Below are 22237 nucleotides of genomic sequence, written 5' to 3'. Positions count from 1 at the left end.
GTGGGGCTCACAGCAAAATGCGCACGGGGTTTTCGATCAGCGTGCGCAAGGCAGCCAGCCAGCGCGCGCCCACCGCGCCGTCCACCGCGCGGTGGTCGGCGGACAAGGTCACAGTCATGACGGTGGCGGCGACCAGTTCGCCGTTGTCGCCGACGACGGGCCGCCGTTCGGCCGCGCCGACGGCCAGGATGGCGGCCTGCGGCGGGTTGATGATGGCGGCAAATTGGCTGATGCCGTACATGCCCAGGTTGCTGACCGTCAGCGAGCCGCCCGTGAATTCCTCGGGCTTCAGGCGGTTGATCTTGGCGCGCCCGGCCAGCTCGACGATTTCACCGGCAATGGCCGACAGGGACTTGATGTCCGCGTCGCGCACGATGGGCGTGACCAGGCCGCCGTCGGTGGCGACGGCCACCGAGATGTCGGCGCCCGCGTGATATTCGATGGCGTCTTCGTGCCAGCTGACATTCACTTCGGGCACTTCGCGCAGTGCCAAGGCGGCGGCGCGCACGATGAAATCGTTGACCGACAGCTTGACCGCGCCGCCGTGATTCGCTTGCGCGCGCAGGGCCAGCAGCGCGTCCATCTTGCAGTCCACCGACAGGTAGAAGTGCGGCACGTTCTGCTTGCTTTCCGTCAGGCGGCGCGCGATGGCGCGGCGCATGCCGGTGTGCGGCACGCGGCGCGCGGCGGGACGGCCGGACGGTGGCGTGGCGGTAGCGGTGGGCGACGGCGCACGGTTGCGCGCGGCTTCCACGTCGCGGCGCACGATGCGGCCATGCGGGCCGGTGCCGGTCACGCCCAGCAGGTCCACATGCCACTGCGCGGCCAGGCGGCGCGCCAGGGGGCTGGCGAACAAGCGGCCACCGGGAACGGGGGCGGTGGAGGCGGGAGCAGCATCAGAGGGCAAGGGGGGCGGGGCCACGGGTGCTCCCGCAGGCCCGGCGGCGGCAGCCGATGAGCCAGATGAGCCGGATGAGCCAGCAGCCGATGAACCAGCAGCGGATGAACCAGCAGCGGATGAGCCCGCAGATTTCGCCGCGGACGTTGCCCCAGCAGCGGACGCCGCCGCCGCAGCAGCCGCCCCGCCATGTTCCGCCAACGCGCGATCAACCGCCGAGGCATCTTCGCCTTCGGCCAGCAGCACGCCGATTACCGTGTTGATCGGCACCGACGCCGCGCCGGCCGGGACCACGATGCGGGCCAGCACGCCCGCATGCTCGGCGTTGATTTCGACGATGGCCTTTTCGGTTTCGATTTCCGCCAGCGCATCGCCGACGGCGACCGTGTCGCCTTCCTGCTTGAGCCACTGGTGCAGGTTGCCGCCCGAGGTATCGGCGGCAACAGAGGGGAGCTTGATTAGGTGAGCCACGATGTTCCTCCTAGTTGGCGGCGCCGGCCAGATCGGGCCGGTAGTCGGCGGGGTCGTCGTATTCGACCAGTTCCAGCACGTTGCCTTCGGGGTCGCGGAAGAACGCCAGCCACGTGCCGGGGCGCACTTCCATGGGCGCGGGCGTGCTGTCGAAGACCACGCCCCGGGCTTGCAGGTTGCGCACCACCCCTGCCAGGTCGCGCACGATGAAGGTCAGGTAGGTGGCGCCCTGGCGATCCAGGATTGCCGCGCCGCGCACGGCCGTCTCCGGCGCCACGCTCGGTTGCAGCAGCTTGATGCGTTCGCCGTACGGCGTCTGCAAGCGCGCCACGTCATAGCCATGCGCGGTAAGGCCCGTTGCCCGTGCCTTGTCGGCGGGCACGCTGACGCGGTTCACCAGCTTCAGGCCGACGACGTCGGTGTAGAACGCCAGCAGCGCGTCCAGATCCCGGCAGCAGATGCCGACTTCCATCGGCACGGTCATGTGCATCGCGTTCATGCCTGTTCCCCCAGATCGGCCAGCACGTCGGCCAGCCCGGCCAGCACTTCTTCGGTGTCCGCGAACGCCGCGCGTTCCAGCACCTTCGAGATGCTGGGCGACGCCTCGCCACCCGTCACGCGCTTGATCGGCTGATCCAGCCAGTCGAAATAGCGGCGCTGGATTTCATCGGACAGCATCGCGCCGTACGACGTGCCGCGCGCGCCTTGCTCCACGATCAGCACGTTGTTGGTCTTCTGGATGCTAGCGCCGATGGTGTCCCAGTCCAGGCTGGCGCGGTCCAGCGTGCGCAGGTCGATGACCTCGGCATCCACGCCCGCCTCTTCGGCCGCCTTCAACGCGCGGCTGACCATCGACAGGTACGTCAGGATGGTGACCTTGCCGCCCGTGCGGCGCACGCGCGCCTTGCCGAACGGAATGGCGTAGTCCAGGTCGCCGTCCGGCACCTCGCCCGTCGAGGCGTACAGGTCCACGTGTTCGATCACCAGCACGGGGTCCTTCGAGGCCAGCGCGGTATTCATCAGGCCCACGTAGTCATACGGCGTGGACGGCGCCACGATGCGCCAGCCCGGCGCCGTGGCGAAGATGCCGGCTGGGTCCATCGAGTGTTGCGAGCCATAGCCCGTGCCCATCGCAACCTTGGTGCGCAGCACGAACGGCACGTCGATGTCGCCGCCAAACATGTGACGGGCCTTGCCGATCTGGTTGAAGATCTGGTCAGCCGCCACCCACATGAAGTCGGGGTACATGAATTCAACGATGGGTTTGTAGCGCCCGTCCATCGCCAGGCCGCCGCCCAGGCCCGCGAACGCGTTCTCGGAGATGGGCGTGCCCAGCACGCGGTCGGGGTACTTGTCCTTCAGCCCGCGCGTGGCGCCGTTGGTACCGCCCTTCAAGCGGTGCACGTCTTCGCCCAGCACAACCACGCCAGCGTCCGTTTCCATGCGGCGGTCCAGCACGTCTGCCACCGCGTCGACAAACTTGCGTTCGACTTTCGCGCCCGTGTGGTCGTCGGCGTCCTGGTAGCGCAGGCCGGCCAATTCGGCGCCGTCGCTGCGCAGGCCCACGTCGCGGAAGTCGGGGCGCGGCCACAGGTCGGCGCGCACGCGGCGCTTGCCGCCGTCAGCGGCTTCGGTCAGGCGGCCGCACACGTCTTTCATGACGTCCTTGCAGCGCTGGCGCAGCGCATCCACTTCGGCTTGCGTGATCAGTTTGCGGCCGATCATTTCGGTAGCGATCTTGTCCAGCGGATCACGTTGGCGCCACTGGGATTCTTCGTCTTTGGTGCGGTAGCCGAAGGCGCTGCCGGGGAAGGGGCCGTTCTGGTGGAAGAAGCGGTACACGTCCACTTCGACAATCGTCGGGCCGTTGCCGGCGCGCATGTGCGCCACGGCTTCGGACATGGCCAGGTGCACGGCCAGCGGGTCCATGCCGTCGACTTTCCACGACGGAATATTGAACGCCAGGCCGCGTGCGGACAGGCGCGGTTCGGCGGTGGATTCTTCCACCGTGGTCGACACCGCGTAGCGGTTGTTCTCGATGAAAAAGCACAGCGGCGTTTTCCATGCGGCCGTCAGGTTCATCGTTTCCAGGACCGAGCCGATGTTCACCGCGCCGTCACCAAAGTAGGTCACGGCCACGCGGTCGGTGCCGGCGTGCTTGTGTGCCCAGCCCGCGCCCGCCGCCAGCGGCACGCCGCCGCCCACGATGGCGTTGGTGCCCAGCGCGCCCGCTTCCAGCCAGCGCAAGTGCATGCTGCCGCCACGGCCCCGGCAGAAGCCTTGCGCCAGGCCCATGATTTCAGCCAGCGTCTTTTGCAGCACGTCGTCGATGGCGGGCGTCAGCGGGTTGCGCGGGTCCAGGCCCAGCGGCGCCACGTGTTGCAGCGCCTTGGCCAGAAATTGATGGTGGCCGCGATGCGAGCCGTTGATCTGGTCGCCCGCGCCCAGCGCCAGCACCGATCCGACGGCGCCGCCTTCCTGGCCCACGGACGAATGCGCGGGGCCGTGCACCAGGCCTTCGGCGGCCAGGTCCAGCACGGCCTCTTCAAAGGCGCGGATCCAGTGCAGCTGGGTCAGCATCGTGCCCAGCAGGGCGGGGTCCGCCTGCTGCCAGTCACGCGCCTCGACCGTCAGTTGCCGCCAGGGCGCTTGGGGCTCAAGCGATTGGTAGGTGGCCATGAGTGAATCTCCAGAATGTTTTTAAGCGTCGGTGCGGTTAGAGGTAGCTGTAGCGGCTCCAGCCGCCGTCGGCCACCAGGGTGTGTCCGGTGATGTAGGCGGCCTGGCGTGAAGCCAGGAAAACCGCCAGGTCGGCCATTTCGGCCGGCTGCGCCATGCGGCGCAGCGGGGTGCGCTGCTTCAGGCGTTCGGGGTCCAGGCGGCCACGCGCGGCCAGGTCGCGCACCAGATCGGTCTCGACGTAGCCGGGGGCCAGCGCGTTCACGCGTACGCCCATCGGGCCCCATTCCACGGCCAGCGTTTCGGTCAGCAGCACCACCGCGCCCTTCGTGGCGCAGTACGCGGCGCGGTCGGGCGCCGCCACCACGCCGTACATCGATGCCAGGTTGATGATGCTGCCCGCGCCGGCCGGCACCATGCGGCGTCCGGCGGCCTGCGCGCACAGGAACACGCCGGTCAGGTTGATGTCCACGGCGCGGCGCCATTCGTCCACGGTGACTTCCAGCGTGGGCTTGTTGGCCGAGATGCCGGCGTTGTTGACCAGCACGTCAACGCCGCCCCAGGCCTGTTCGACCTGCGCAAACGCGCGCTCGACGGCGTCGGCGTCGGTGACGGACGCCTGCACGGCCATGGCCTGGCCGCCGGCCGAGGTCAGTTCGGCCACGGCGGCCGCCAGCGCGGCGGCGTCCATGTCCAGCAAGGCCACGCGCGCGCCCTGGCGCACGAACGCGTGGGCGGTGGCCAGGCCAATGCCCTTGGCGCCGCCGGTGATGACGACGCGTTGGCCGCGCAGGTCGCTATGGATGACTTCTGTGGTGTGGTCCAAGGTAGATGCCTGTAAAGGTTGTGCGTTGCGGCGGGGTCAGACCGCCAGCCATTCCTGGACCACGTCCTGGCGCTCATGCAACTGCGCGGGCGGTCCTTCGAACACGATGCGGCCGTGGCCCATGACGCTGACGCGCGTCGATACCTTCAGCGCGATCGTCAGCTTCTGCTCCACCAGCACCACCGACACGCCGCGCTTGTGGATATCGCGGATGACGTCGGCGATCACTTCCACGATCTTCGGCGCCAGCCCTTCGGTGGGTTCGTCGATCAGCATGACCTTGGGGTTGCCCAGCAGCGAACGGCACATCGTCAGCATCTGCTGTTCACCGCCCGACAGGTTGCCGGCCTTTGTGTTGCTGCGTTCCTTCAGGCGCGGGAAGTAGTCGAACATCTGCGCCACCGTCCAATGGGGCGCGTCGTCGCGCTTGGGCTGTTCGCCCATGCGCAGGTTTTCGTCCACGGTCAGGTTGGCGAAGACCTCGCGTTCCTCGGGCACGAAGCCCACGCCGGCGCGCGCGATTTCAAAGGGACGCTTGTTGGTGATGTCGTGCCCTTCAATGGCGATGTGCCCGCCGGTTACGTCCACCAGGCCCATGATGCTTTTCATGGTGGTGGAGCGGCCGGCGCCGTTGCGCCCCAGCAGGCTGACGACTTCGCCGTGCCCGATGGATAGATCGATGCCGTGCAGGATGTGGCTCTTGCCGTAATGGGCATGCACGCCGTGCAGGCTGAGCAGGGGCGTTTGTAGTGAGGCTTGCGTCGTCATACCGTTTCCTCTCCCAGATACGCTTCGCGCACGCGGGCGTCGCCACGGATGTCGGCGGGCGTACCCGTGGCAAGAATTTCGCCGTACACCAGCACGCTGATGCGGTCGGCCAGCGAGAACACCACCTGCATGTCGTGCTCGACGATCAGCAAGGTGCAGTCGCGTGTGACGTCCTTGATCAGCTCCACCGTGTAATCGACTTCGTGTTGCGACATGCCGGCCATGGGCTCGTCCAGCAGAATGACCTTCGGGCGCGAAGCCAGCGTCATGCCGATTTCCAGCGAGCGCTGCTCGGAATAGTTCAGGTCGCCCGCGGCGGTTTGCTGCTTGGCCGTCAGCCGCACTTTTTCCAGCAGGCGGTCCACGTCTTCATTGACGGCGCGGTGCCGCGCAATGGGACGCCAGAAGTTGTAGACCAGCCCATGCATGCGCAACACCGCCAGGCGCAGGTTTTCGCGCACGGACAGGCGCGGAAACACGTTGGTGATCTGGAACGAGCGGGCCAGGCCCAGGCGGTTGATGGCTTCGGGGGACAAGCCGCCGATGGCGCGCGAACGCAGGTTGATGTCACCGGAAGTGGGCGCGAACGAACCCGACATCAGGTGGAACAGGGTCGACTTGCCCGCGCCGTTGGGGCCGATGACCGCATGGCGCTCGCCGGCTTCAATGGCCAGGTTCACGCCGCGAATGATCTGCGCTTGGCCAAAGGACTTGCGCACGTCGGTCAGGGTCAGGATGGAATGGCTCATTTTGCGGGCTCCAGCACGGGGGCGGCATCGCCGTCGTCGCGCCACAGGGCCAGCGCCCAGCGACACGCCAAGAGGCCCGTGGCGAACAGGGCCAAGGGCACCAGCCAGGTAGACAAAGCCAGCGGAGCCCAGTCGTGACCGAACAGCGAAATGGGGGGCCAGCCTGCATCCGGGTTCATGGCCAGCAGCGCGCGGTAGTCGCGCGCGAACATGCGTTGCAGCAGCTCTACCAGGAAGACGGTGGCGGCGGTCAGCAGCAGGCCGGCAGCCACGGACACGACGGCGCGCGGCAGCCAGTTGGCCAGGCCCCGTTCGCGCAGCGACTTGGCGGCGCGCTGCACCAGGCCCACCAGGCCGTCCGGCACGAACAGCATCACCAGCACGAACAGAATGCCCTGGTACAGCAACCAGGAACGGGTAATGTCGGCCAGCGTCTGCGACAGGAATGTCAGTGTCGCCGCGCCCAGCACCGGACCCAGGAACGCGTTGACGCCGCCGATGTAGGCGAACAGCACCGCGTCGGTCGACAGCTTGACCTCGAACAGCACGTAGTTACCCGCTTCGATGTTCAACGCCTGCAAGCCGCCCGCGATGCCGGCGAACATGGCCGACAACGCAAACACCATCGTCTTGAGCGCATGCGGGCGATAGCCCAGATAGCGCAGCCGGTTGGCGTTTTCGCGCAGGCCCAGCGTCAGCCGGCCCAAGGGCGTGCGGGTCAGGCCATACAGCGCGGCCAGCGATATCAGCACCCAGGCCAGCACCAGGAAATAGACCTCGATGTCGGACCCGAAGGTAAAACCCCAGGCCGGCATGCGCATGGCGGACACGCCCGCTTCGCCACCGAACACGCCTTTCAAATGCGGCGCCAGCGCGTGCAGCAGTTCAGCCAGCGCCAACGTGATCATGGAAAAGTAGACGCCGGAACGCATGGTGGCGAACCAGCCCGCGACAAGGCCGAACAGCAGGCCGGCCACGCCGCCCACCAGCGGCATCAATGGCGTGGGCAACAAGCCCGCGCCGCCCAACGCGTTCATGGCGTGAATGGTGGCAAAGGTGCCCACGCCGAAGTACGCGGCGTGGCCGAAGGACAGCATGCCGCCCTGGCCCGCCAGCAGGTTGAAGGCGCAGGCGAACAGCGCGGCGATCAACATCTGCACCGCCGCCACCAACTGGCCGGGCGGCAGCAGCCACGGCAAGGCGCACAACGCCGCCACGCAAACGATCAGCAGCAGCGCGCCGGATGCAATACGGGTCTGGCTCATGCCTGTTCTCCTTTCAGGCCCGACGGCTTGACCAGCAGCACCACCAGCATGAGCAGGAAGGGCAGGGTGGCGGCCAGGCTGGAAATCTTCACGGTCATCAAACCGCCTACGCTTTCAGCCCATTCGCCCGCGCCGAACAGGCCGAACAGGGACGCCAGGCTGGCGTCGATACCCACCGAGAACGAACTGATCAGGCCGATCAGCAGCGAGGCGATCATGGCGCCTTCCAGCGACCCCAGGCCGCCTACGACGACCACCACGAACACCAGCACGCCCAGCTCAAGCGCCATGTTCGGGTTGGTGGTGTAGAACGCGCCGGCCACCGCGCCCGCCAGCCCGGCCATCGCCGCGCCCACGCCGAACACGCTCATGAAAACCAGCGGCACGTTGTGGCCCAGCGCTTCGGCCATGCGCGGCCGATAGATGGCCGAGCGCACCACAATGCCCACGCGAGTGCGCGACAGCAGCAGGTAGATGACGGCAAACATCGCCAGCGACACGCCGCCCATCAGCAGGCGATAGAAGGGGTAGTCCGCATCGAACACGCGAAAGGCCGCGAAGTTCAGGAAGGACGGCACGCGGTAATCAACCGGAAAGTCGCCGTAGAACAGCTTGATGAGCTCGGCCACGATGAACGCCAGGCCAAAAGTCACCAGCAGTTCCTGCGCGTGGCCGAACTTGTGCACGCGGCGCAGGAAAAAGCGTTCGACGCCCATGCCCAGCACGCCCGAGATGATCGTGGCCAGCACCAGCGCCGTCCAGAAACCCGTGACGGGCGTCAGCGTGTAGGCGGCGTATGCGCCAATCATGTAGAACGAGGCGTGTGCAAAATTCAACACGCCCATCATTCCAAAAATCAGTGTCAGGCCCGCCGACACCATGAATAGCAGCAGGCCGTAAATCACGCCGTTCAACAGCGAGACGGTAAAGTATTCCATGTCCGCTCCATAAATCTTTCGCGCTCAAGCCCGTGGCTTGCGCGATCCATTACGCACCTTGTTTTTCCGGCCCGCGCCGGCGGTGCGCTTTTTTGTCAGGCGACGAACAAGGCGAGCGCGCAGGTTGCGCGCCGCCTTGCCTGGCGTCTTATTGCGGACGCTGCATCTTGCAGGTGGCCTGCACCGGGGCGGACACGTCCGCCGCCGCCAGCACCTTCACCGGCTCAAAGCCCATGTCGGTGCCGTCGGCCTTGTACTTGGCGTTCTTGCTGACCTTGGACACCACCATCGGCAGCTGCACCTGGTGGTCTTCGGCGCGCATCGTGTAGGTGCCCAGCGCAGACGTGTAGGTGACCTTTTCCAGCGCCAGCGCCAGGTCCGGCACGGACAGCTTGCCGTCCTTGGGCTTGACCTGCTTTAGCGCTTCACCCAGGAAGCGCACGCCGATGACGGTCTGCGGTTCGGTGTAGCTGGGGTAGTGGCCTGTCTTGGACTTGTAGTCCTCGGCGAACTTGGCGCCTTCGTCGCCGGCGGCTTCGATGTTGTACGGGTGCGCGATGTAGTGGCCCAGGGCCACGTCGCCGGCGTTGGCCAGGTTACCCACCTGGTCCAGGAACACGGTGGCAAAGCGCACTTTCAGGCCGGCGGATTGCGTGGCCTTCATCAGCAACAGCAGGTCGTTGGACCAGTTGCCGGTGATGACGGTGTCGGGCGTGGCGGAACGGATGCGCGCCACGTAGGGCGCGAAGTCCTGGATCTTGTTGACTTCGTGCAGCGTCTTCCCCACCACTTCATAGCCGTACTGCTTGGCAAAGCGCTCGGTGGCGCCTTCCATGTCCTGGCCCCAGGAATAGTTCTGGTTGATGGCGTACACGCGCTTGCCGAGCGTGCCGTCGGCCGACATCACCGACGCCAGCGACTTCACGCGCAAATCGGCGTTGGTGGTGAAGCGGAAGTGATAGAAGTGGCACTTCTGGCCGGTCAATTCCAGCGCTTCGCCGCCCACGTTCAGAAAGACGACTTCCTTGCCCGGGTTGCGCAGGTTGTGCTTGCGCACGTCTTCGGTCAGTTGGCCCGAAATGGCGGACGACGAGCCCTGCACCAACACCTGCACGCCTTCGGCGGCGGCGGCGCGGAAACGGTCGGACGCGCCCACCGGGCCGCCCTGGTTATCGAACTCGACCAATTCCAGCGGCTGGCCGTTCCAGCCGCCGGCGGCGTTGATGCGGTCCAGCTCATATTTGACCGCGGCGCGGAACATCAGGCCGGTCGAGGCCTGCGGGCCCGACAGCGTCTCGATCAGGCCGACCTTGACGGGTGCGGCGTGCGCCGATGCGGCGATGCCGGCCAGGCACAGCAGGCCGGTAGTGAAAGCCAATTTCATGCGTGTCTCCTCCGTGGAACGGGAGTGGTGTGTGCGTACGTAAAGATGCGTGCGACCGCCCTAGCAAGCGCGCTTGGTGGCGCCTATTCCATGGCCGTGAACGAGCAAATCGGGGAAGGGGATATCGCAAGATGGGGACGAACACCGTCGTGCTGCCGGGGGTGTCCGCCCTGTTGTCTCCGTCCTGTTTTTGCGGCGCTTCGGCCTTTGTTTTTTCTGACTGGCTTGCCTGAAAACGCGACTTGATTTACGCTTTCCGGATAAGTTGTCAGGTAACTTTATTAAGTTGTCTGATAAATAATAGGGCAAGCGTTTTTCTCGTGTCAAGCGGCGGATTGAGGAGTTCAATCACAGTGCCGGGGCGGCCGAGACACAAGGCGCGCCCACTTACACACGCTGGAGACAGGATGATTTCATTTGAAGGGCAGGTGGCCGCGATCACGGGCGCGGGCAATGGCATCGGCTTGGCAACGGCGCGCCTGATGGCCGCCCATGGCGCCCGGCTGGTGCTGACGGATATCGACGGCGCGCGGTTGGAAGAGATCGCGGCCGAACTGGACCCGACGGGCCAGCGCGTCTACACACATGCGCTGGACGTGTCGGTGTCGCATGAATGCGAGCGCGTGTTCGAGGCGGCGGCCAAGCATTTTGGCGGGCTGGACCATCTGGTGCATTGCGCCGGCATCTATCCCGAACAACTGGTCAAGGACACCAGCGACGAGGCGTGGCGCACGCTGATGCGCGTGAACCTGGACGGCACGTTCTACGTGTGCCGCGCCGCCCAGCGCCACCTGCGCCACAACGGGTCCATCGTGCTGCTGACCTCGTTGGCGGCGCAGCGCGGCAGCTACGCGCACGCGGCCTATTCCGCGTCCAAGGGCGCGGTGCAAAGCTTCACGCGCAGCCTGGCGCTGGAACTGGCGCCGCAGATCCGCGTGAACGCGGTGGCTCCGGGCATCATCGCCACGTCCATGACGCACGACCTGATCGGCCAGAAAGGCACGCATCTGCTGGAAAGCACGCCGCTGCGCCGCTTCGGCACCGCCGAGGAAATCGCCGGATCCATCGCATTCCTGTGTTCCCCGCTGGCCGGTTTCGTGACGGGCGAAGTCATGCAGGTCAACGGCGGCATCTACATCGCTTAAAGTGAAGGACGCCGCCATCACCTTTTCCCGATTTCCCATGTCGACGAATCACGATCAGGACACGCCGCGCAACCCGCCCAAGAGCTCGCTTTCCGCGGCCTTGGGCGATGCGTTGGCCGAACAGATACGCCAGGGCGTGCTAGCCCCCGGCGACCGCCTGCCCACCGAAAAGCAGCTGACCGAAACCTATTCGGTCAGCCGCGCGGTGGTGCGCGAGGCCTTGGCGCGCTTGAAATCCGAAGGCTTGATCACGTCGCAGCAGGGCAGCGGCGTGTTCGTGGATCCCAACTTCCAGCGCAACGCGTTTCGCATTGCCGCGCCCACGCCCGGCGACACCGAAGACCTGGAACACATCCTGGAATTGATGTTGTCCATCGAGGTCACGGCCGCGCGCTACGCGGCGCAGCGGCGCACCGATCAGGACCTGAAGAAGATGCGCCAGGCGCTGGTCGGCATGGAATACGCGCTGATCAACGACAAGCTGGGCGACGAAGAGGACTACCAGTTTCACCAGGCCATCGTGCAGGCCACGCACAACCCGCATCTGGTGTCGCTGAATGATTATCTGGAAGCGAATGTGCGGCGCGTGATCCGCAGCGCGCGCAACAACACGGCGCGCCGTTATGCCGAACGGATGGCCGCCGTGCAAAGCGAGCACCAGGCCATTTTCGTGGCCATCGAAGGCTCGGACCCCGACGCCGCCGGCCGCGCCGCCGAACAGCATCTGCGCAACGCGGCGGACCGGCTTCGCTTGTTCCAGGCCGAGCGCCCGGCGCCGGTGTAAGCGGCGCGGCGGTGACGCGCAACGGCGCTGGCTTCGCCCGTGTCTGGCCACCCTTTTCGGCCGTCGCTACGCGAAGGTCTGCTCCATTTCGCGCCGGAACTGCACCGCCGTCGAGCGCTCGTCATATTCCACGTCGCGCCAGCGAATCGCCTGCGACTGCCGCACCGGATGCTTGAGCTTGACCTGATGCGACAAGCCCAGCGGCAGATAGCCTTCTTCGACTGAATCGCGCGCCGGCATCAGCCGGCCGTACACCGTGTAGCCACCCTCGCCATCCAGGATCTGGCCGGCCTGCAAGTCGCGCTTGGCAGTGGCCACGACGTCGCCGTGCCAGCCGGCGGGCGCGCCGGTGGGTTCGCGCCGCAAGCCCACGCTGGCCACGCTGATGCCAAGCTCAAGGCCGATCAGGTGATACGGCTTGTACATGGCGGTGTAGTTGCCGCTGGGGTCGGTGACCAGCCCGTATTCCTGGAAGCAGCGGCGCACGTAGTCGCTGTCGGCTGCCAGCGTCACGTACACGCCCCAGCGCAGGTCGCGAAACACCGGGCGGCCGTCGCGTTCCAGCGATGAAATGACTTCCACCTGACCCCGGTGATGCAGGATGCCGCCGTCCTCGCGCGGGCGCAGCACACGCGCCAGATCGTCCACGCCGCAAGGCGGAAAGTGCAGGCCGGACGGTGACGGCAAGAGCCCCGTGGCGTTGGACACCGCCGCCATCTCGATGGCGCTTTTGGTGCCGTCCAGAAAGCTGTTGAACATCTGCGCGTTGAAGTCGCCGGCGGCCACCATTTCGGCGGTGAAGCCGTAGTACGGCCAGACGGTGTCGGGTGTCGAGGTGTGGAATTCCGGCAGGTACTTGGTGCCTTTGCCCGCCGCCATGACTTCAAAGCCGGCGGCGCGCGCCCAGTCCACCATCTCGCAGATCAGCGCGGGCTGGTCGCCATAGGCCAGCGAATAGACGATGCCCGCCTCGCGCGCGCGGCGCGCCAGCAGCGGGCCGGCCAGGGCGTCGGCTTCGACGTTGACCATGATGATGTGCTTGCCGTATTCGCAGCAGGCCAGCACGTGGGTGATGCCGGCGGCGGCCTGCCCGGTGGCGTCGATGACGATGTCGACCTCGGGGCTGGCAATGACGGCCAGGGGGTCGTCGCTGAAGAAGACCTTGCCGTTTTTCAGGGCGTCATTGGTGCTGGCGGCATTGAGCGCGGTGGCCGGCCAACCTACGCGGGTCAGTGCCGCGCGGGCGCGGTCGGGCGCCAGATCCGCCACCGCCACCAGTCGCATGCCCGGCGTGCGAGGGGCCTGGCTCATGAACATGGCGCCGAACTTTCCGGCGCCCAGCAATGCAACACGCAACGGCTTGTGATCGGCTTCTCGCTGCTTGAGCAGACGGTACAGATTCATGGTGCGGGCTCCTCCGGGGTGGGGGTACAGCCAACACAGAATAGTCCTAAATCATGACGGCTGAACAGCAGCCGCCCGGACTCATTCGTCCGCCGTATAGAGCTCGCCCGCCAGCACGTTGCGCCAGTTTTTCCAGGTAACGCGAGGGCGGTCGGTGACCTGGCGGTTATAGGGCGCGTCAAACAGGATGTGCTTCCAGCGCGGCTTCACGGCGCCTTCGATATGCGGCTTGTCGTCGATCAGCAGGTCGCCGTGCACCAGCGTCTTGTCCTTGGTCAGGATCAGCCGGGCGGTGGCGTCGCGCCCCAGGTTCTTTTCGACCCACAAGTACTTTTCGGCCACGCAGTTTTCAAACTGCGACAGCGGCGACGTGCAGATGCGCACGTCCATGCCCAAGGCCAGCAGTTCCTGCACGGCCTCCAGGGCGCCGGGCACGGGCGGCAAGTTGCGAATGAAGCCGGGCGCCGTATAGATGGCTTCGGCCATGCCGCGAAGTTCGGGCGGATAGTCCTCGCGGATGTGGAAGGACTTGCGGTCTTCGAATTCAATGGGGGCGATATCGGGATGGCGCACGCGCCAGGCGTCGATGAACGCATGTTCGAAATCGGCCAGCACGCCGTCTTGGTCCAGCAGGATGATCATGGCGATCCCAGGGGTTGCAACCCAGCGATTGTGCCAGAGCGCGGCTATGCGTCCAGCGGCCGGGATTGGGCAACGATCCGGTAACGGCTGCCGCCCGACAGAGACTCCGAAGCCACCAGCACCAGGCGGTCATAGCGCCAGATCAGCGGTGTCCGGGCGCCATCAGCGGCGTCGGCGGGCAGGCGCGGAGGCGGCTCCGCATGTTCGATGTTGCGCAGCAGCGTGACGTGGGGGCGAAAGGGTTGGGGTGGCTTGGCAAGGCCGTAGCCCGCCAACCGTTGCCACAGATCGTCGTGCACCGCTTGCAGCGCGGGCGGCGTGTCACGCGGCCCGGCCCACAGAATGCGCGGGCGCTGGAAGACGCCCAGGTGGTCCAGCGGCACCTCGCCCGGCGCGATGCCATAGCCGGGCGTGGCGGCCGCCAGCGTGTCGGCCAATTGCGCCTCGACCGGCCCCAGAAACGCCAGGGTCAGATGCAGCGTCTCGGTGCGCATGACGCGGCCGCCGCAAGCGGGGCGGGCGGCTTGCGCCCACTGGGCCAGCGATGCTGCCAGTTGCGGTGACGGCCACAGGGCGTAGAAAAGGCGGACGGTGGACATGCGCCGATTGTAGGCGCGCCGTCTGCGGTTCGTCGTCCGCAGTTCGTTCCGTGCAGTTCGCTCCGCGCCGTTCCCGGCGCGCTTCCGGACGGGCGTCGGGCGATGGCTCAGCTGCCGGTGTTTTCCGACTTGCGCAGGCGCGACAGCGCGGTGTCGAAGCGTTCGACGCCCGGGCGCGCCGGGCGATCAAAACGTTCCACGCCGGGTCGCGCCGGCTTGTCGAATCGTTCCACCCCCGGTCGGGCGGGCGCATCGAAGCGCTCGACGCCTGGGCGGGTGAAGCGTTCCACGCGTTGCGGGGTTTGCGTCTTGGCTTGCACGCTTTGAGCGGCGGCCTGTTCGCGCTTGGCGATGATTTCTTCGGCGCGCTGGTGGTGCGGCGCCATCTTGCGCACCATCACGCGGCCATCGCGGGGAAAGTAATTGATGCGGCGCGCGTGCACGTCGCCCAGATCCTTGCCCTTGACCGGAATGCCTTCCATCTTCAGATAGTTCAAGACGAAGATGGCGTTGCGTTCGCCGATGTTCATTTGCTGCATGGCGCTAAGCACCGCGCCGCCGCCGAACACCTTGGCTTCCAGGCGGTCGCGCACGGCGCCGGCCTTGAGCAATTCGTTGATCAGCACTTCCATGGCGAACGCGCCGTAGCGCATCGTCGCCGAGGCGGGCGACTGCATGTCGCCTTCCGGCAACATGAAGTGGTTCATGCCGCCCACGCCGGTAACCGGATCGTGAATACAGGCGGCAACACACGACCCGAGTACGGTCGAAATCATCAGGTCTTCGTCGGTGACGTAGTACTCGTTGGGGAGTACCTTCACCGCCTGACACTGGAACGCGCTATCGAAATAGTGGCGCGTTGCACGGGCTTCAAGACGGGCGACCATGGGACTTATCAGGCAAGAACGGCGATTGGGACACGAAGGACGGTGCTCGGCAAAACGTTGAATGTTTCAAAAAGTATAGAAAAATTTCGCTTTATTCTTACATATCCCGCGAGACAACGGGGGAAATGCTTGTAACGGTGGCGAACGATACGTCCCTGATTCATAACGCGCTTTGCCTCCATGGCGGCGACCCGCCACGACGCGTATGACGCCGCGGCGCGGGCGGGCGTCAGCAACGACGCCTGGAAATCATCGTACACAGGCGCGCGCGCGGTCTTTCCCCGGATCACGGGGACGTTCCGGCTTTATACGTAGCTTTAGAGATTGGGCAGGGCGGTTTTAGAACCGGGTGCTGCGCGTAACCGACCAACGCGCCGACAAGGCGCCCAGTGCGGCCGAAGCCACCACGGCAGCCACCAGCACCGGCGTGCCGGGCAGGTGCAGCGCGAACTCGGCGCCGTAGCTGCGGGCCAGCCCCAGCAGCGCCTCGTTCAAGGGAGACAGGGCGATGGCCGATACGCCGATCGCCAGCAGCGACGCCACGGCGCCGGACAGTGCGCCCAGGTACAGGAACGGGCGCCGCACGAAGGATTCCGTGGCCCCAACCAGCCGGGCGACGCCGATTTCCTCGCGTTGCGACAGCGCTTGCATGCGCACGGTGTTGAACACCGTGGCCAGCACCACCACGGCCACGCAGGCGGCCAAAAAGCCCAGGCCGATACGGGCAAAGCGCAGAATGGCCTCCAGCCGCTGCACCCAGGCGCTATCAAGCTGCACCAGGTCAACGTGGTTCCATTGCTTCCAGTCGGCGGCCAGTTTGTCGGCGCGTCCGGCCAGGTTGTCGCCGTCGGCCAGCGTGACGACCACGGCGTCCGGCAGCGGGTTGCCGGGCAGGACGGCCAGCGCCTGCTGCCACGCCGGGTTGGCGCGCAGGTCGGCAAGGGCGGCGTCGCGCCCCACCACGCGCACCGCGCGCACGTCGGCCTGGTAGTCGTCCTTGATGCGCTTGGCCACATCGGCGGCCGCGCCGGCGGGGGCGTCCACGCGCATGAACACGGTGACTTCGGGCGTGACGGACATTTCGCGCGCCACCGGTTGCACGGACACCAGGATGGCGCTGCCCAGCAAGGGCAAAGCCAGCGCCAGCGCCATCACCAGCAGGTTGGCCAATGACGAAAAAGGTTGTTTGGCCAGACGTCGCACGGTGACCATCAACGCATAGCGGTGTTGCCGCAGCCAGGCGTTCATGCCGGTTCTCCCGGAAAGCCCATGCCCGGCTCGGCGCGGCTGCCGGTGCGCGGCGTGGCGGCGGTGGGTTGCCCGGCGTCGGGCGGTTGCGACGGGCCGTGCGAATCGGCGAACTTGCCCGGGTCAATGCGCAGCGTGCGCGTGGCGTAGCGCGCCATCAGTTCCTGGTCGTGCGAAGCGATCAGCGTCGTGACGCCCACGCGGTTGAAATCGCGAAACACGTTCATGATGCGCTGCGCGTTGTCATGGTCAAGGTTGGCGGTGGGTTCGTCGGCGATCAGGATGGCGGGCCGGTTCACGATGGCCCGCGCAATCGCCAGCCGCTGCTGTTCACCGCCGGACAATTCAATGGGGTTCAGGTCTTCTTTACCCGACAAGCCCACCTTGTCCAGCGCGGCGCGGGCGCGCGCGGCGGCCGAATCCCAGGGGTGACCCTGCACCGCCAGCGGCAGCATCACGTTTTCGAACGCGCTGCGATCGAACAGCAGGTGCGTGTCCTGCAAGATGACGCCCACGGCGCGGCGCAGGTAAGGGCGCGCACGGGCAGGCAGCTTGTCCAGCCTTTGCCCGTTGACCTGGATGGACCCGCGGCTGGCGGGCTCCAACCCGCCGATCAACTTGAGCAGCGTGGATTTACCGGCGCCTGACGGCCCGGATACGAAAACGAATTCTCCCGCGCTCACGCGGAAGTTGATGTCGGCCAGGATATTTCGGCCGCGACCATATGATTTGAATACGTGCTGGAATTCGATCATGGCGGCTGTCGGATGAAGCCGCAATAGTAACTCGGGGACAGGATCGGGGCGTAAGCCGATTCGTGCCCGGGCTGTGAAAAAGCGTTTCGGTGTGACCGGATGGACACGTTTTGAGCAGAACGAAACAAACGCATCTTCGGACCCTGTGCAATCGAAAAAAGGCGTCCCCGTTTTCGAACGAAAACGCCGATTGATTTCGCCAGTGTCCCTAAATTTCAAGGGAATTCCCGGATGTGCCGGCCGCTGCGTGGACGCTACCATCCGCCCCATGCGTCGGCCCAACCCGGTCGATGCAAGGCTCGATTTGTCCCACACGGAGATCACGATGAAAGTACTGAAACTCGCTGCAATTGGCGCTGCACTGTTTGCCGCATCCTCGGCTGCCAATGCGGGCGCGACCTTCGATAACGTTAAAAAGAAAGGGTTTGTCCAATGCGGGGTTTCAACGGGCATTCCGGGTTTTTCGATTGCTGACAGCAAGGGCGAATACAAGGGCATCGACGTGGACATGTGCCGCGCCATCGCCTCGACCATGTTCGGCGACGCCACCAAGGTCAAGTTCACGCCCCTGAACACGCAGCAACGCTTCACCGCGCTGCAATCGGGCGAAGTCGACGTGCTGACCCGCAACACCACCGTGACGCTGACCCGCGACACGACGCTGGGCCTGATCGGCGTGGGCGTGAACTACTACGACTCGCAAGGCGTCATGGTCTCCAAGGACCTGAACGTCAAGAGCGCCAAGGAACTGAACGGCGCCACCATCTGCGTGCAGCCGGGCACGACCACCGAACTGAACCTGGCTGACTGGTTCCGCGGTCAGAAAATCGAATTCAAGCCGGTCGTGATCGACAAGTACGACGAAATCATCCGCGCCTTCTCGGCCGGCCGCTGCGACGCCTTCACGACCGACAAGTCGCAACTGGCTTCGACGCGCACCACGCTCGAGAACCCGGACAAGTACGTCATCCTGCCGGAAGACTTCTCCAAGGAGCCGCTGGGCCCCATGGTCCGCCAGGGCGACGAGCAATGGTTCAACGTCGTGCGCTGGTCGCTGAACGCCATGCTGGAAGCCGAGGAATACGGCATCACCAAGGCCAACGTCGATGAAATGACCAAGAGCCCCAACCCCAACATCCAGCGCATCCTGGGCGTGACCCCGGGCATGGGCAAGAACCTGGGCGTGGACGACAAGTGGGCCTACAACATCATCAAGAACGTGGGCAACTACGGTGAAAGCTTCGAAAACACGCTGGGCAAGAACAGCGCGATGAAGCTGGAGCGTGGTTTGAACGCGTCGTACAAGCAAGGCGGTTTGATGTACGGCTGGCCGGTGCGCTAACACACGGCTGCCCGGCAAAACGGAGCCTTAGCGCTCCGTTTTGCCTAGCCCGCCACCGAGCGGGCGGCAGGAGTGGGGGGCGTGGCCTTGCCGGCGTTGCCACCCGGTGTACGACTTCTGTAGATTCATCATGACGACTTCCAATAGAAACGCCCCAATTTCGGCTCCTCGCCGGCGGCTGAACTGGAATGATCCCGGAGTGCGCTCCGTGGTCTACCAGGTGCTTGCGCTGGCCGCGGTAGCCTGGGCCGTGTGGTTCCTGGTTTCCAACACGCTGCATAACCTGTCCGTGCGCAACATCGCCACGGGCTTCGGTTTTCTAAGCCGTGAAGCCGGGTTTGCGATCGGTGAAACCGCCATCGCCTACACCCCCGCCAATGATTACGGCCGCGCCATCCTGGTCGGCCTGCTCAACACGCTACGCGTTGCCGTCATCGGCATCGTGCTGGCCACCATCCTCGGTACCCTGATCGGTATCGGCCGCTTGTCCAAGAACTGGCTCGTCGCCAAGATCACCTCGGTTTACGTCGAAGTGATGCGCAACGTGCCGCTCTTGCTGCAACTGTTCTTCTGGTACGCGCTGATCACGGAAAACATGCCGGGTCCGCGCCAGGCGCACAACCCGCTTCCCGGCGTGTTCATCTCCAACCGGGGCCTGAAAGTGCCCGGCCTGGAAGGCAACTCGCTGGACTGGATGCTGGCGGGCCTGGGCCTTGCCATCGTCGCGATCATCTTTCTTGGCCACTACGGCAAGAAGCGCCACGAAGCCACCGGCCACATGTTCCCGCTGGGCCGCTGGGCCATCGGTCTGCTCATCGGCCTGCCGTTCATCGGCTGGCTGGTCAGCGGCGCGTCGTTGACGCTGGACATGCCGGCGTTGAAGGGCTTTAACTTCTCGGGTGGCTTGACGCTGTCGCCGGAATTCGCCGCGTTGCTGGCGGGCCTGGTGATCTACACGTCGGCGTTCATTGCCGAAGTGGTGCGCTCGGGCATCCAGGCCGTCAACAACGGCCAATGGGAAGCCGCCGGTTCGCTGGGTTTGCCACGCGCCAAGGTGCTGCGCCTGGTCATCCTGCCGCAGGCGCTGCGCGTGATCATCCCGCCGATGACCAGCCAGTACCTGAACCTGACCAAGAACAGCTCGCTGGCGGTCGCCATCGGCTACCCCGACATCGTGTCGGTCGTGAACACCACGCTGAACCAGACGGGCCAGGCCATCGAGGGCATCCTCATCATCATGGGCGCGTACCTGACGGTCAGCCTGTCGATCTCGATATTCATGAACTGGTACAACAAGCGCATCGCGCTGGTGGAGCGTTGAGATGAGCAGCACTACGCATACCCCCACCGAAGCCATGCCGCCGCCCAGCACCCACGTGGGCGCGTGGCCCTGGCTAAGATCCCGTCTTTTCTCGTCGCCGCTGAACATCCTGATCACGGTACTGCTGGCGTGGTTCCTGTTGATGTCGGTGCCGGCGCTGCTGGAATGGGCGTTCTTCAAGGCCGACTTCAACGCCGCCAACGCCCAGGAATGCCGCGCTTCCGGTGGCGCCTGCTGGGCGTTCATCATCGAGAAGCACCGGCTAATCCTGTTCGGCACGTACCCGTTCGACGAGCAATGGCGTCCGCTGATCGCCACCATCATCCTGGTGGCGGTCATTGTTTGCAGCGGCATCCGTCGTTTCTGGAACTGGAAGCTGGCAGTGATCTGGACCGTCGGCCTGACCGCCGTGGCGCTGTTGATGTGGGGCGGCGTGTTCGGCCTGACCTACGTCGAAAACGCCCGCTGGGGCGGCCTGCCGCTGACGCTGATCCTGTCCACGTTCGGCATCGCCTTTGCGTTCCCCATCGGCGTGCTGCTGGCCCTGGGCCGGCGCTCGAAGATGCCCGCCATCAAGGCGCTGTGCGTTGTGTACATCGAGCTGATTCGTGGCGTGCCGCTGATCAGCCTGCTGTTCATGTCGTCGGTGATGCTGCCCTTGTTCCTGCCGGAAGGCTTTTCGATCGACAAGCTACTGCGCGCGCAGATCGCCATCATCATGTTCGCCGCGGCCTACATCGCGGAAACGGTGCGTGGCGGCTTGCAGGCGATCCCGAAAGGGCAGTACGAAGGCGCCGATTCGCTGGGCCTGAACTACTGGCAGCAGATGCGCAAGATCATCTTGCCGCAGGCGCTGAAAATCGTGATTCCGCCGCTGGTCAGCATTTTCATTGCGCTGTTCAAAGACACGTCGCTGGTCGTCATCATCGGTATCTTCGATTTGACGCTGGCAGCCAAGGCGGCTTTGTCGGATGCGGCATGGCGCGGATTCGGCGTAGAGGCCTACCTGTTTATCTCGGCGATCTACTTCGTGTTCTGCTTTTCCATGTCCAAGTACAGTCAGGCGCTTGAAAAACGTCTTGCGACTGATCACAAACGCTAGCCACTGGCGCGCGCCCGCCTGCCGGTGGGCGCGCACAGCGATATTTACGGGAGTACAGGCATGTCGGATGCCATTATTCGTATGCAGGACGTGAACAAGTGGTACGGGCAGTTCCACGTGTTGCGCAATATCAATCTGGACGTGGCGCAAGGCGAGCGCATCGTGGTGTGCGGCCCTTCGGGGTCGGGCAAGTCCACGATGATCCGCTGCATCAACCGTCTGGAAGAGCACCAGAAAGGCCACATCATTGTGGACGGCACGGAGCTGACAAATGACCTGAAGCACATCGAGACGATCCGCAAGGACGTCGGCATGGTGTTCCAGCACTTCAACTTGTTCCCGCACCTGACCGTGCTCGAAAACCTGACGCTGGGCCCCATGTGGGTACTGAAGAAGCCGCGCGCGGAAGCCGAAGCCACGGCCATGAAGTACCTGGAACGCGTACGCATTCCGGAACAGGCCAAGAAATTCCCCGGCCAGCTGTCAGGCGGCCAGCAACAGCGCGTGGCCATCGCCCGGTCGCTGTGCATGAACCCCAAGATCATGCTGTTCGATGAGCCCACTTCGGCGCTTGACCCCGAAATGGTCAAGGAAGTGCTGGACGTAATGGTGTCGCTGGCCCAGGAAAGCGGCATGACGATGATCTGCGTAACCCACGAAATGGGCTTCGCCCGCAAGGTCGCCAACCGCGTCATTTTCATGGACCGTGGCGAGATCATCGAACAGAACAACCCGGATGAATTTTTCGATAATCCGCAGAACGAACGGACGAAACTGTTCTTGAGCCAGATCTTGCATTGATCGGCTGAAGATTAGAAAAGTCGTTTGAGGTAAGCGCCCCAAGAATCGGATTTTGGTCCGACTGTTGGGGTGTTTTTTTTGGGGTGGTATGCGGGGGCTGATGAAGCGCGGGTGGGGTCGGCGGGTGTTCGATGCGTTCGGGGCGTAGTGTGTAGCGCTGCGGCATTTCGATATGCGGGCGGTTTCGGCCAGGAGCGAGCATACGCGTCACCGCACCGACATCCGAGCC

Annotated in this window: 21 protein-coding genes; 6 read left to right on the top strand and 15 right to left on the bottom strand. The window is 65.1% G+C overall.

Annotated elements, in window-relative coordinates; translation table 11 throughout:
• Positions 1–7: 7 nt before the first annotated feature.
• From AC0Z35_RS05055 to AC0Z35_RS05015, 9 genes are all read right to left on the bottom strand, one after another.
• Positions 8–1369 (bottom strand): pyruvate dehydrogenase complex dihydrolipoamide acetyltransferase, encoded by a 1362-nt coding sequence (locus tag AC0Z35_RS05055; protein WP_485131186.1) that lies wholly within the window; start codon positions 1367–1369, stop codon positions 8–10.
• Positions 1370–1379: 10 nt separating this feature from the next.
• Positions 1380–1868 (bottom strand): VOC family protein, encoded by a 489-nt coding sequence (locus tag AC0Z35_RS05050; RefSeq protein ID WP_046803274.1) that lies wholly within the window; start codon positions 1866–1868, stop codon positions 1380–1382.
• Complete coding sequence (locus AC0Z35_RS05045) at positions 1865–4048, bottom strand: alpha-ketoacid dehydrogenase subunit alpha/beta (RefSeq protein WP_104141697.1); 2184 nt, start codon at positions 4046–4048, stop codon at positions 1865–1867. The genes AC0Z35_RS05050 and AC0Z35_RS05045 overlap by 4 nt, the downstream gene beginning before the upstream one ends.
• A gap of 37 nt (positions 4049–4085) precedes the next feature.
• Positions 4086–4874 (bottom strand): SDR family NAD(P)-dependent oxidoreductase, encoded by a 789-nt coding sequence (locus AC0Z35_RS05040; protein ID WP_046803276.1) that lies wholly within the window; start codon positions 4872–4874, stop codon positions 4086–4088.
• Between the two features lie 36 nt (positions 4875–4910).
• Positions 4911–5642 (bottom strand): ABC transporter ATP-binding protein, encoded by a 732-nt coding sequence (locus AC0Z35_RS05035; RefSeq protein ID WP_485131187.1) that lies wholly within the window; start codon positions 5640–5642, stop codon positions 4911–4913.
• Positions 5639–6391 (bottom strand): ABC transporter ATP-binding protein, encoded by a 753-nt coding sequence (locus AC0Z35_RS05030; RefSeq protein ID WP_046803278.1) that lies wholly within the window; start codon positions 6389–6391, stop codon positions 5639–5641. The genes AC0Z35_RS05035 and AC0Z35_RS05030 overlap by 4 nt, the downstream gene beginning before the upstream one ends.
• A complete protein-coding gene (locus AC0Z35_RS05025) occupies positions 6388–7656 on the bottom strand; it encodes a branched-chain amino acid ABC transporter permease (protein ID WP_485131188.1) in 1269 nt (422 codons plus the stop codon). Before AC0Z35_RS05025 ends, AC0Z35_RS05030 begins: the two co-directional genes overlap by 4 nt.
• Positions 7653–8594 carry a branched-chain amino acid ABC transporter permease gene (locus AC0Z35_RS05020; RefSeq protein WP_046803280.1) on the bottom strand — a complete coding sequence of 314 codons (942 nt, stop codon included), beginning with the start codon at positions 8592–8594 and terminating at the stop codon, positions 7653–7655. Before AC0Z35_RS05020 ends, AC0Z35_RS05025 begins: the two co-directional genes overlap by 4 nt.
• A gap of 148 nt (positions 8595–8742) precedes the next feature.
• On the bottom strand, positions 8743–9978 hold the full coding sequence (locus tag AC0Z35_RS05015; RefSeq protein ID WP_219991281.1) for a branched-chain amino acid ABC transporter substrate-binding protein: 1236 nt from the start codon (positions 9976–9978) through the stop codon (positions 8743–8745).
• A gap of 407 nt (positions 9979–10385) precedes the next feature.
• Here AC0Z35_RS05015 and AC0Z35_RS05010 point away from each other — a divergent pair, with 407 nt between their 5' ends.
• Together AC0Z35_RS05010 and AC0Z35_RS05005 are read left to right on the top strand one after the other, a co-directional pair.
• The gene (locus tag AC0Z35_RS05010) at positions 10386–11123 is read left to right on the top strand and encodes an SDR family NAD(P)-dependent oxidoreductase (RefSeq protein WP_046803282.1); all 738 of its coding nucleotides are present in this window, start codon (positions 10386–10388) and stop codon (positions 11121–11123) included.
• Between the two features lie 37 nt (positions 11124–11160).
• Positions 11161–11907 carry a FadR/GntR family transcriptional regulator gene (locus AC0Z35_RS05005; protein ID WP_046803355.1) on the top strand — a complete coding sequence of 249 codons (747 nt, stop codon included), beginning with the start codon at positions 11161–11163 and terminating at the stop codon, positions 11905–11907.
• Positions 11908–11973: 66 nt separating this feature from the next.
• Here AC0Z35_RS05005 and AC0Z35_RS05000 read toward each other — a convergent pair whose 3' ends face one another.
• The 6 genes from AC0Z35_RS05000 to AC0Z35_RS04975 form a co-directional block, all read right to left on the bottom strand.
• Complete coding sequence (locus AC0Z35_RS05000; RefSeq protein WP_104141705.1) at positions 11974–13311, bottom strand: NAD(P)H-dependent oxidoreductase; 1338 nt, start codon at positions 13309–13311, stop codon at positions 11974–11976.
• Positions 13312–13392: 81 nt separating this feature from the next.
• Entirely contained in the window at positions 13393–13953 is a 561-nt protein-coding gene (locus AC0Z35_RS04995) for a 5'-3'-deoxyribonucleotidase (protein ID WP_046803284.1), read from the bottom strand.
• A 44-nt stretch (positions 13954–13997) separates the two neighbouring features.
• Positions 13998–14552 carry an RNA 2',3'-cyclic phosphodiesterase gene (gene thpR / locus AC0Z35_RS04990; protein ID WP_485131189.1) on the bottom strand — a complete coding sequence of 185 codons (555 nt, stop codon included), beginning with the start codon at positions 14550–14552 and terminating at the stop codon, positions 13998–14000.
• 107 nt (positions 14553–14659) lie between these two features.
• Positions 14660–15439: a chemoreceptor glutamine deamidase CheD gene (gene cheD / locus AC0Z35_RS04985; protein WP_046803286.1), complete on the bottom strand. Its 780-nt coding sequence runs from the start codon at positions 15437–15439 to the stop codon at positions 14660–14662.
• A gap of 339 nt (positions 15440–15778) precedes the next feature.
• A complete protein-coding gene (locus AC0Z35_RS04980; RefSeq protein ID WP_319302303.1) occupies positions 15779–16687 on the bottom strand; it encodes a cell division protein FtsX in 909 nt (302 codons plus the stop codon).
• Positions 16684–17442, bottom strand: coding sequence for a cell division ATP-binding protein FtsE (locus AC0Z35_RS04975; protein ID WP_485131190.1), 759 nt, complete (start codon positions 17440–17442; stop codon positions 16684–16686). Before AC0Z35_RS04975 ends, AC0Z35_RS04980 begins: the two co-directional genes overlap by 4 nt.
• A gap of 325 nt (positions 17443–17767) precedes the next feature.
• On the opposite strand from AC0Z35_RS04975, the gene AC0Z35_RS04970 reads away from it, so the two are divergent.
• The 4 genes from AC0Z35_RS04970 (at position 17768) to AC0Z35_RS04955 (ending at position 22008) form a co-directional block, all read left to right on the top strand.
• Entirely contained in the window at positions 17768–18784 is a 1017-nt protein-coding gene (locus tag AC0Z35_RS04970) for an amino acid ABC transporter substrate-binding protein (RefSeq protein ID WP_046803289.1), read from the top strand.
• 130 nt (positions 18785–18914) lie between these two features.
• Positions 18915–20105, top strand: coding sequence for an amino acid ABC transporter permease (locus AC0Z35_RS04965; RefSeq protein ID WP_046803356.1), 1191 nt, complete (start codon positions 18915–18917; stop codon positions 20103–20105).
• 1 nt (position 20106) lies between these two features.
• Positions 20107–21207, top strand: a complete 1101-nt coding sequence (locus AC0Z35_RS04960) for an amino acid ABC transporter permease (protein WP_219991277.1) — start codon at positions 20107–20109, stop codon at positions 21205–21207.
• A gap of 60 nt (positions 21208–21267) precedes the next feature.
• Positions 21268–22008: an amino acid ABC transporter ATP-binding protein gene (locus tag AC0Z35_RS04955; RefSeq protein ID WP_046803291.1), complete on the top strand. Its 741-nt coding sequence runs from the start codon at positions 21268–21270 to the stop codon at positions 22006–22008.
• Positions 22009–22237 lie beyond the last annotated feature (229 nt).

Source organism: Achromobacter sp. 1L-A-4-B-C2 (genome assembly GCF_057291955.1).
This window is presented reverse-complemented; position numbering and strand designations above follow the sequence as displayed.

What these genes read in the sequence shown, in the direction of transcription:
- AC0Z35_RS05050 (WP_046803274.1), bottom strand. Translation starts at nt 1,868, where the DNA reads ATGAACGCGATGCACATGACCGTGCCGATGGAAGTCGGCATCTGCTGC.
- AC0Z35_RS05045 (WP_104141697.1), bottom strand. Translation starts at nt 4,048, where the DNA reads ATGGCCACCTACCAATCGCTTGAGCCCCAAGCGCCCTGGCGGCAACTG.
- AC0Z35_RS05035 (WP_485131187.1), bottom strand. Translation starts at nt 5,642, where the DNA reads ATGACGACGCAAGCCTCACTACAAACGCCCCTGCTCAGCCTGCACGGC.
- AC0Z35_RS05030 (WP_046803278.1), bottom strand. Translation starts at nt 6,391, where the DNA reads ATGAGCCATTCCATCCTGACCCTGACCGACGTGCGCAAGTCCTTTGGC.
- AC0Z35_RS05025 (WP_485131188.1), bottom strand. Translation starts at nt 7,656, where the DNA reads ATGAGCCAGACCCGTATTGCATCCGGCGCGCTGCTGCTGATCGTTTGC.
- AC0Z35_RS05020 (WP_046803280.1), bottom strand. Translation starts at nt 8,594, where the DNA reads ATGGAATACTTTACCGTCTCGCTGTTGAACGGCGTGATTTACGGCCTG.
- AC0Z35_RS05015 (WP_219991281.1), bottom strand. Translation starts at nt 9,978, where the DNA reads ATGAAATTGGCTTTCACTACCGGCCTGCTGTGCCTGGCCGGCATCGCC.
- AC0Z35_RS05010 (WP_046803282.1), top strand. Translation starts at nt 10,386, where the DNA reads ATGATTTCATTTGAAGGGCAGGTGGCCGCGATCACGGGCGCGGGCAAT.
- AC0Z35_RS05005 (WP_046803355.1), top strand. Translation starts at nt 11,161, where the DNA reads ATGTCGACGAATCACGATCAGGACACGCCGCGCAACCCGCCCAAGAGC.
- AC0Z35_RS05000 (WP_104141705.1), bottom strand. Translation starts at nt 13,311, where the DNA reads ATGAATCTGTACCGTCTGCTCAAGCAGCGAGAAGCCGATCACAAGCCG.
- AC0Z35_RS04995 (WP_046803284.1), bottom strand. Translation starts at nt 13,953, where the DNA reads ATGATCATCCTGCTGGACCAAGACGGCGTGCTGGCCGATTTCGAACAT.
- thpR (WP_485131189.1), bottom strand. Translation starts at nt 14,552, where the DNA reads ATGTCCACCGTCCGCCTTTTCTACGCCCTGTGGCCGTCACCGCAACTG.
- cheD (WP_046803286.1), bottom strand. Translation starts at nt 15,439, where the DNA reads ATGGTCGCCCGTCTTGAAGCCCGTGCAACGCGCCACTATTTCGATAGC.
- AC0Z35_RS04980 (WP_319302303.1), bottom strand. Translation starts at nt 16,687, where the DNA reads ATGAACGCCTGGCTGCGGCAACACCGCTATGCGTTGATGGTCACCGTG.
- AC0Z35_RS04975 (WP_485131190.1), bottom strand. Translation starts at nt 17,442, where the DNA reads ATGATCGAATTCCAGCACGTATTCAAATCATATGGTCGCGGCCGAAAT.
- AC0Z35_RS04970 (WP_046803289.1), top strand. Translation starts at nt 17,768, where the DNA reads ATGAAAGTACTGAAACTCGCTGCAATTGGCGCTGCACTGTTTGCCGCA.
- AC0Z35_RS04965 (WP_046803356.1), top strand. Translation starts at nt 18,915, where the DNA reads ATGACGACTTCCAATAGAAACGCCCCAATTTCGGCTCCTCGCCGGCGG.
- AC0Z35_RS04960 (WP_219991277.1), top strand. Translation starts at nt 20,107, where the DNA reads ATGAGCAGCACTACGCATACCCCCACCGAAGCCATGCCGCCGCCCAGC.
- AC0Z35_RS04955 (WP_046803291.1), top strand. Translation starts at nt 21,268, where the DNA reads ATGTCGGATGCCATTATTCGTATGCAGGACGTGAACAAGTGGTACGGG.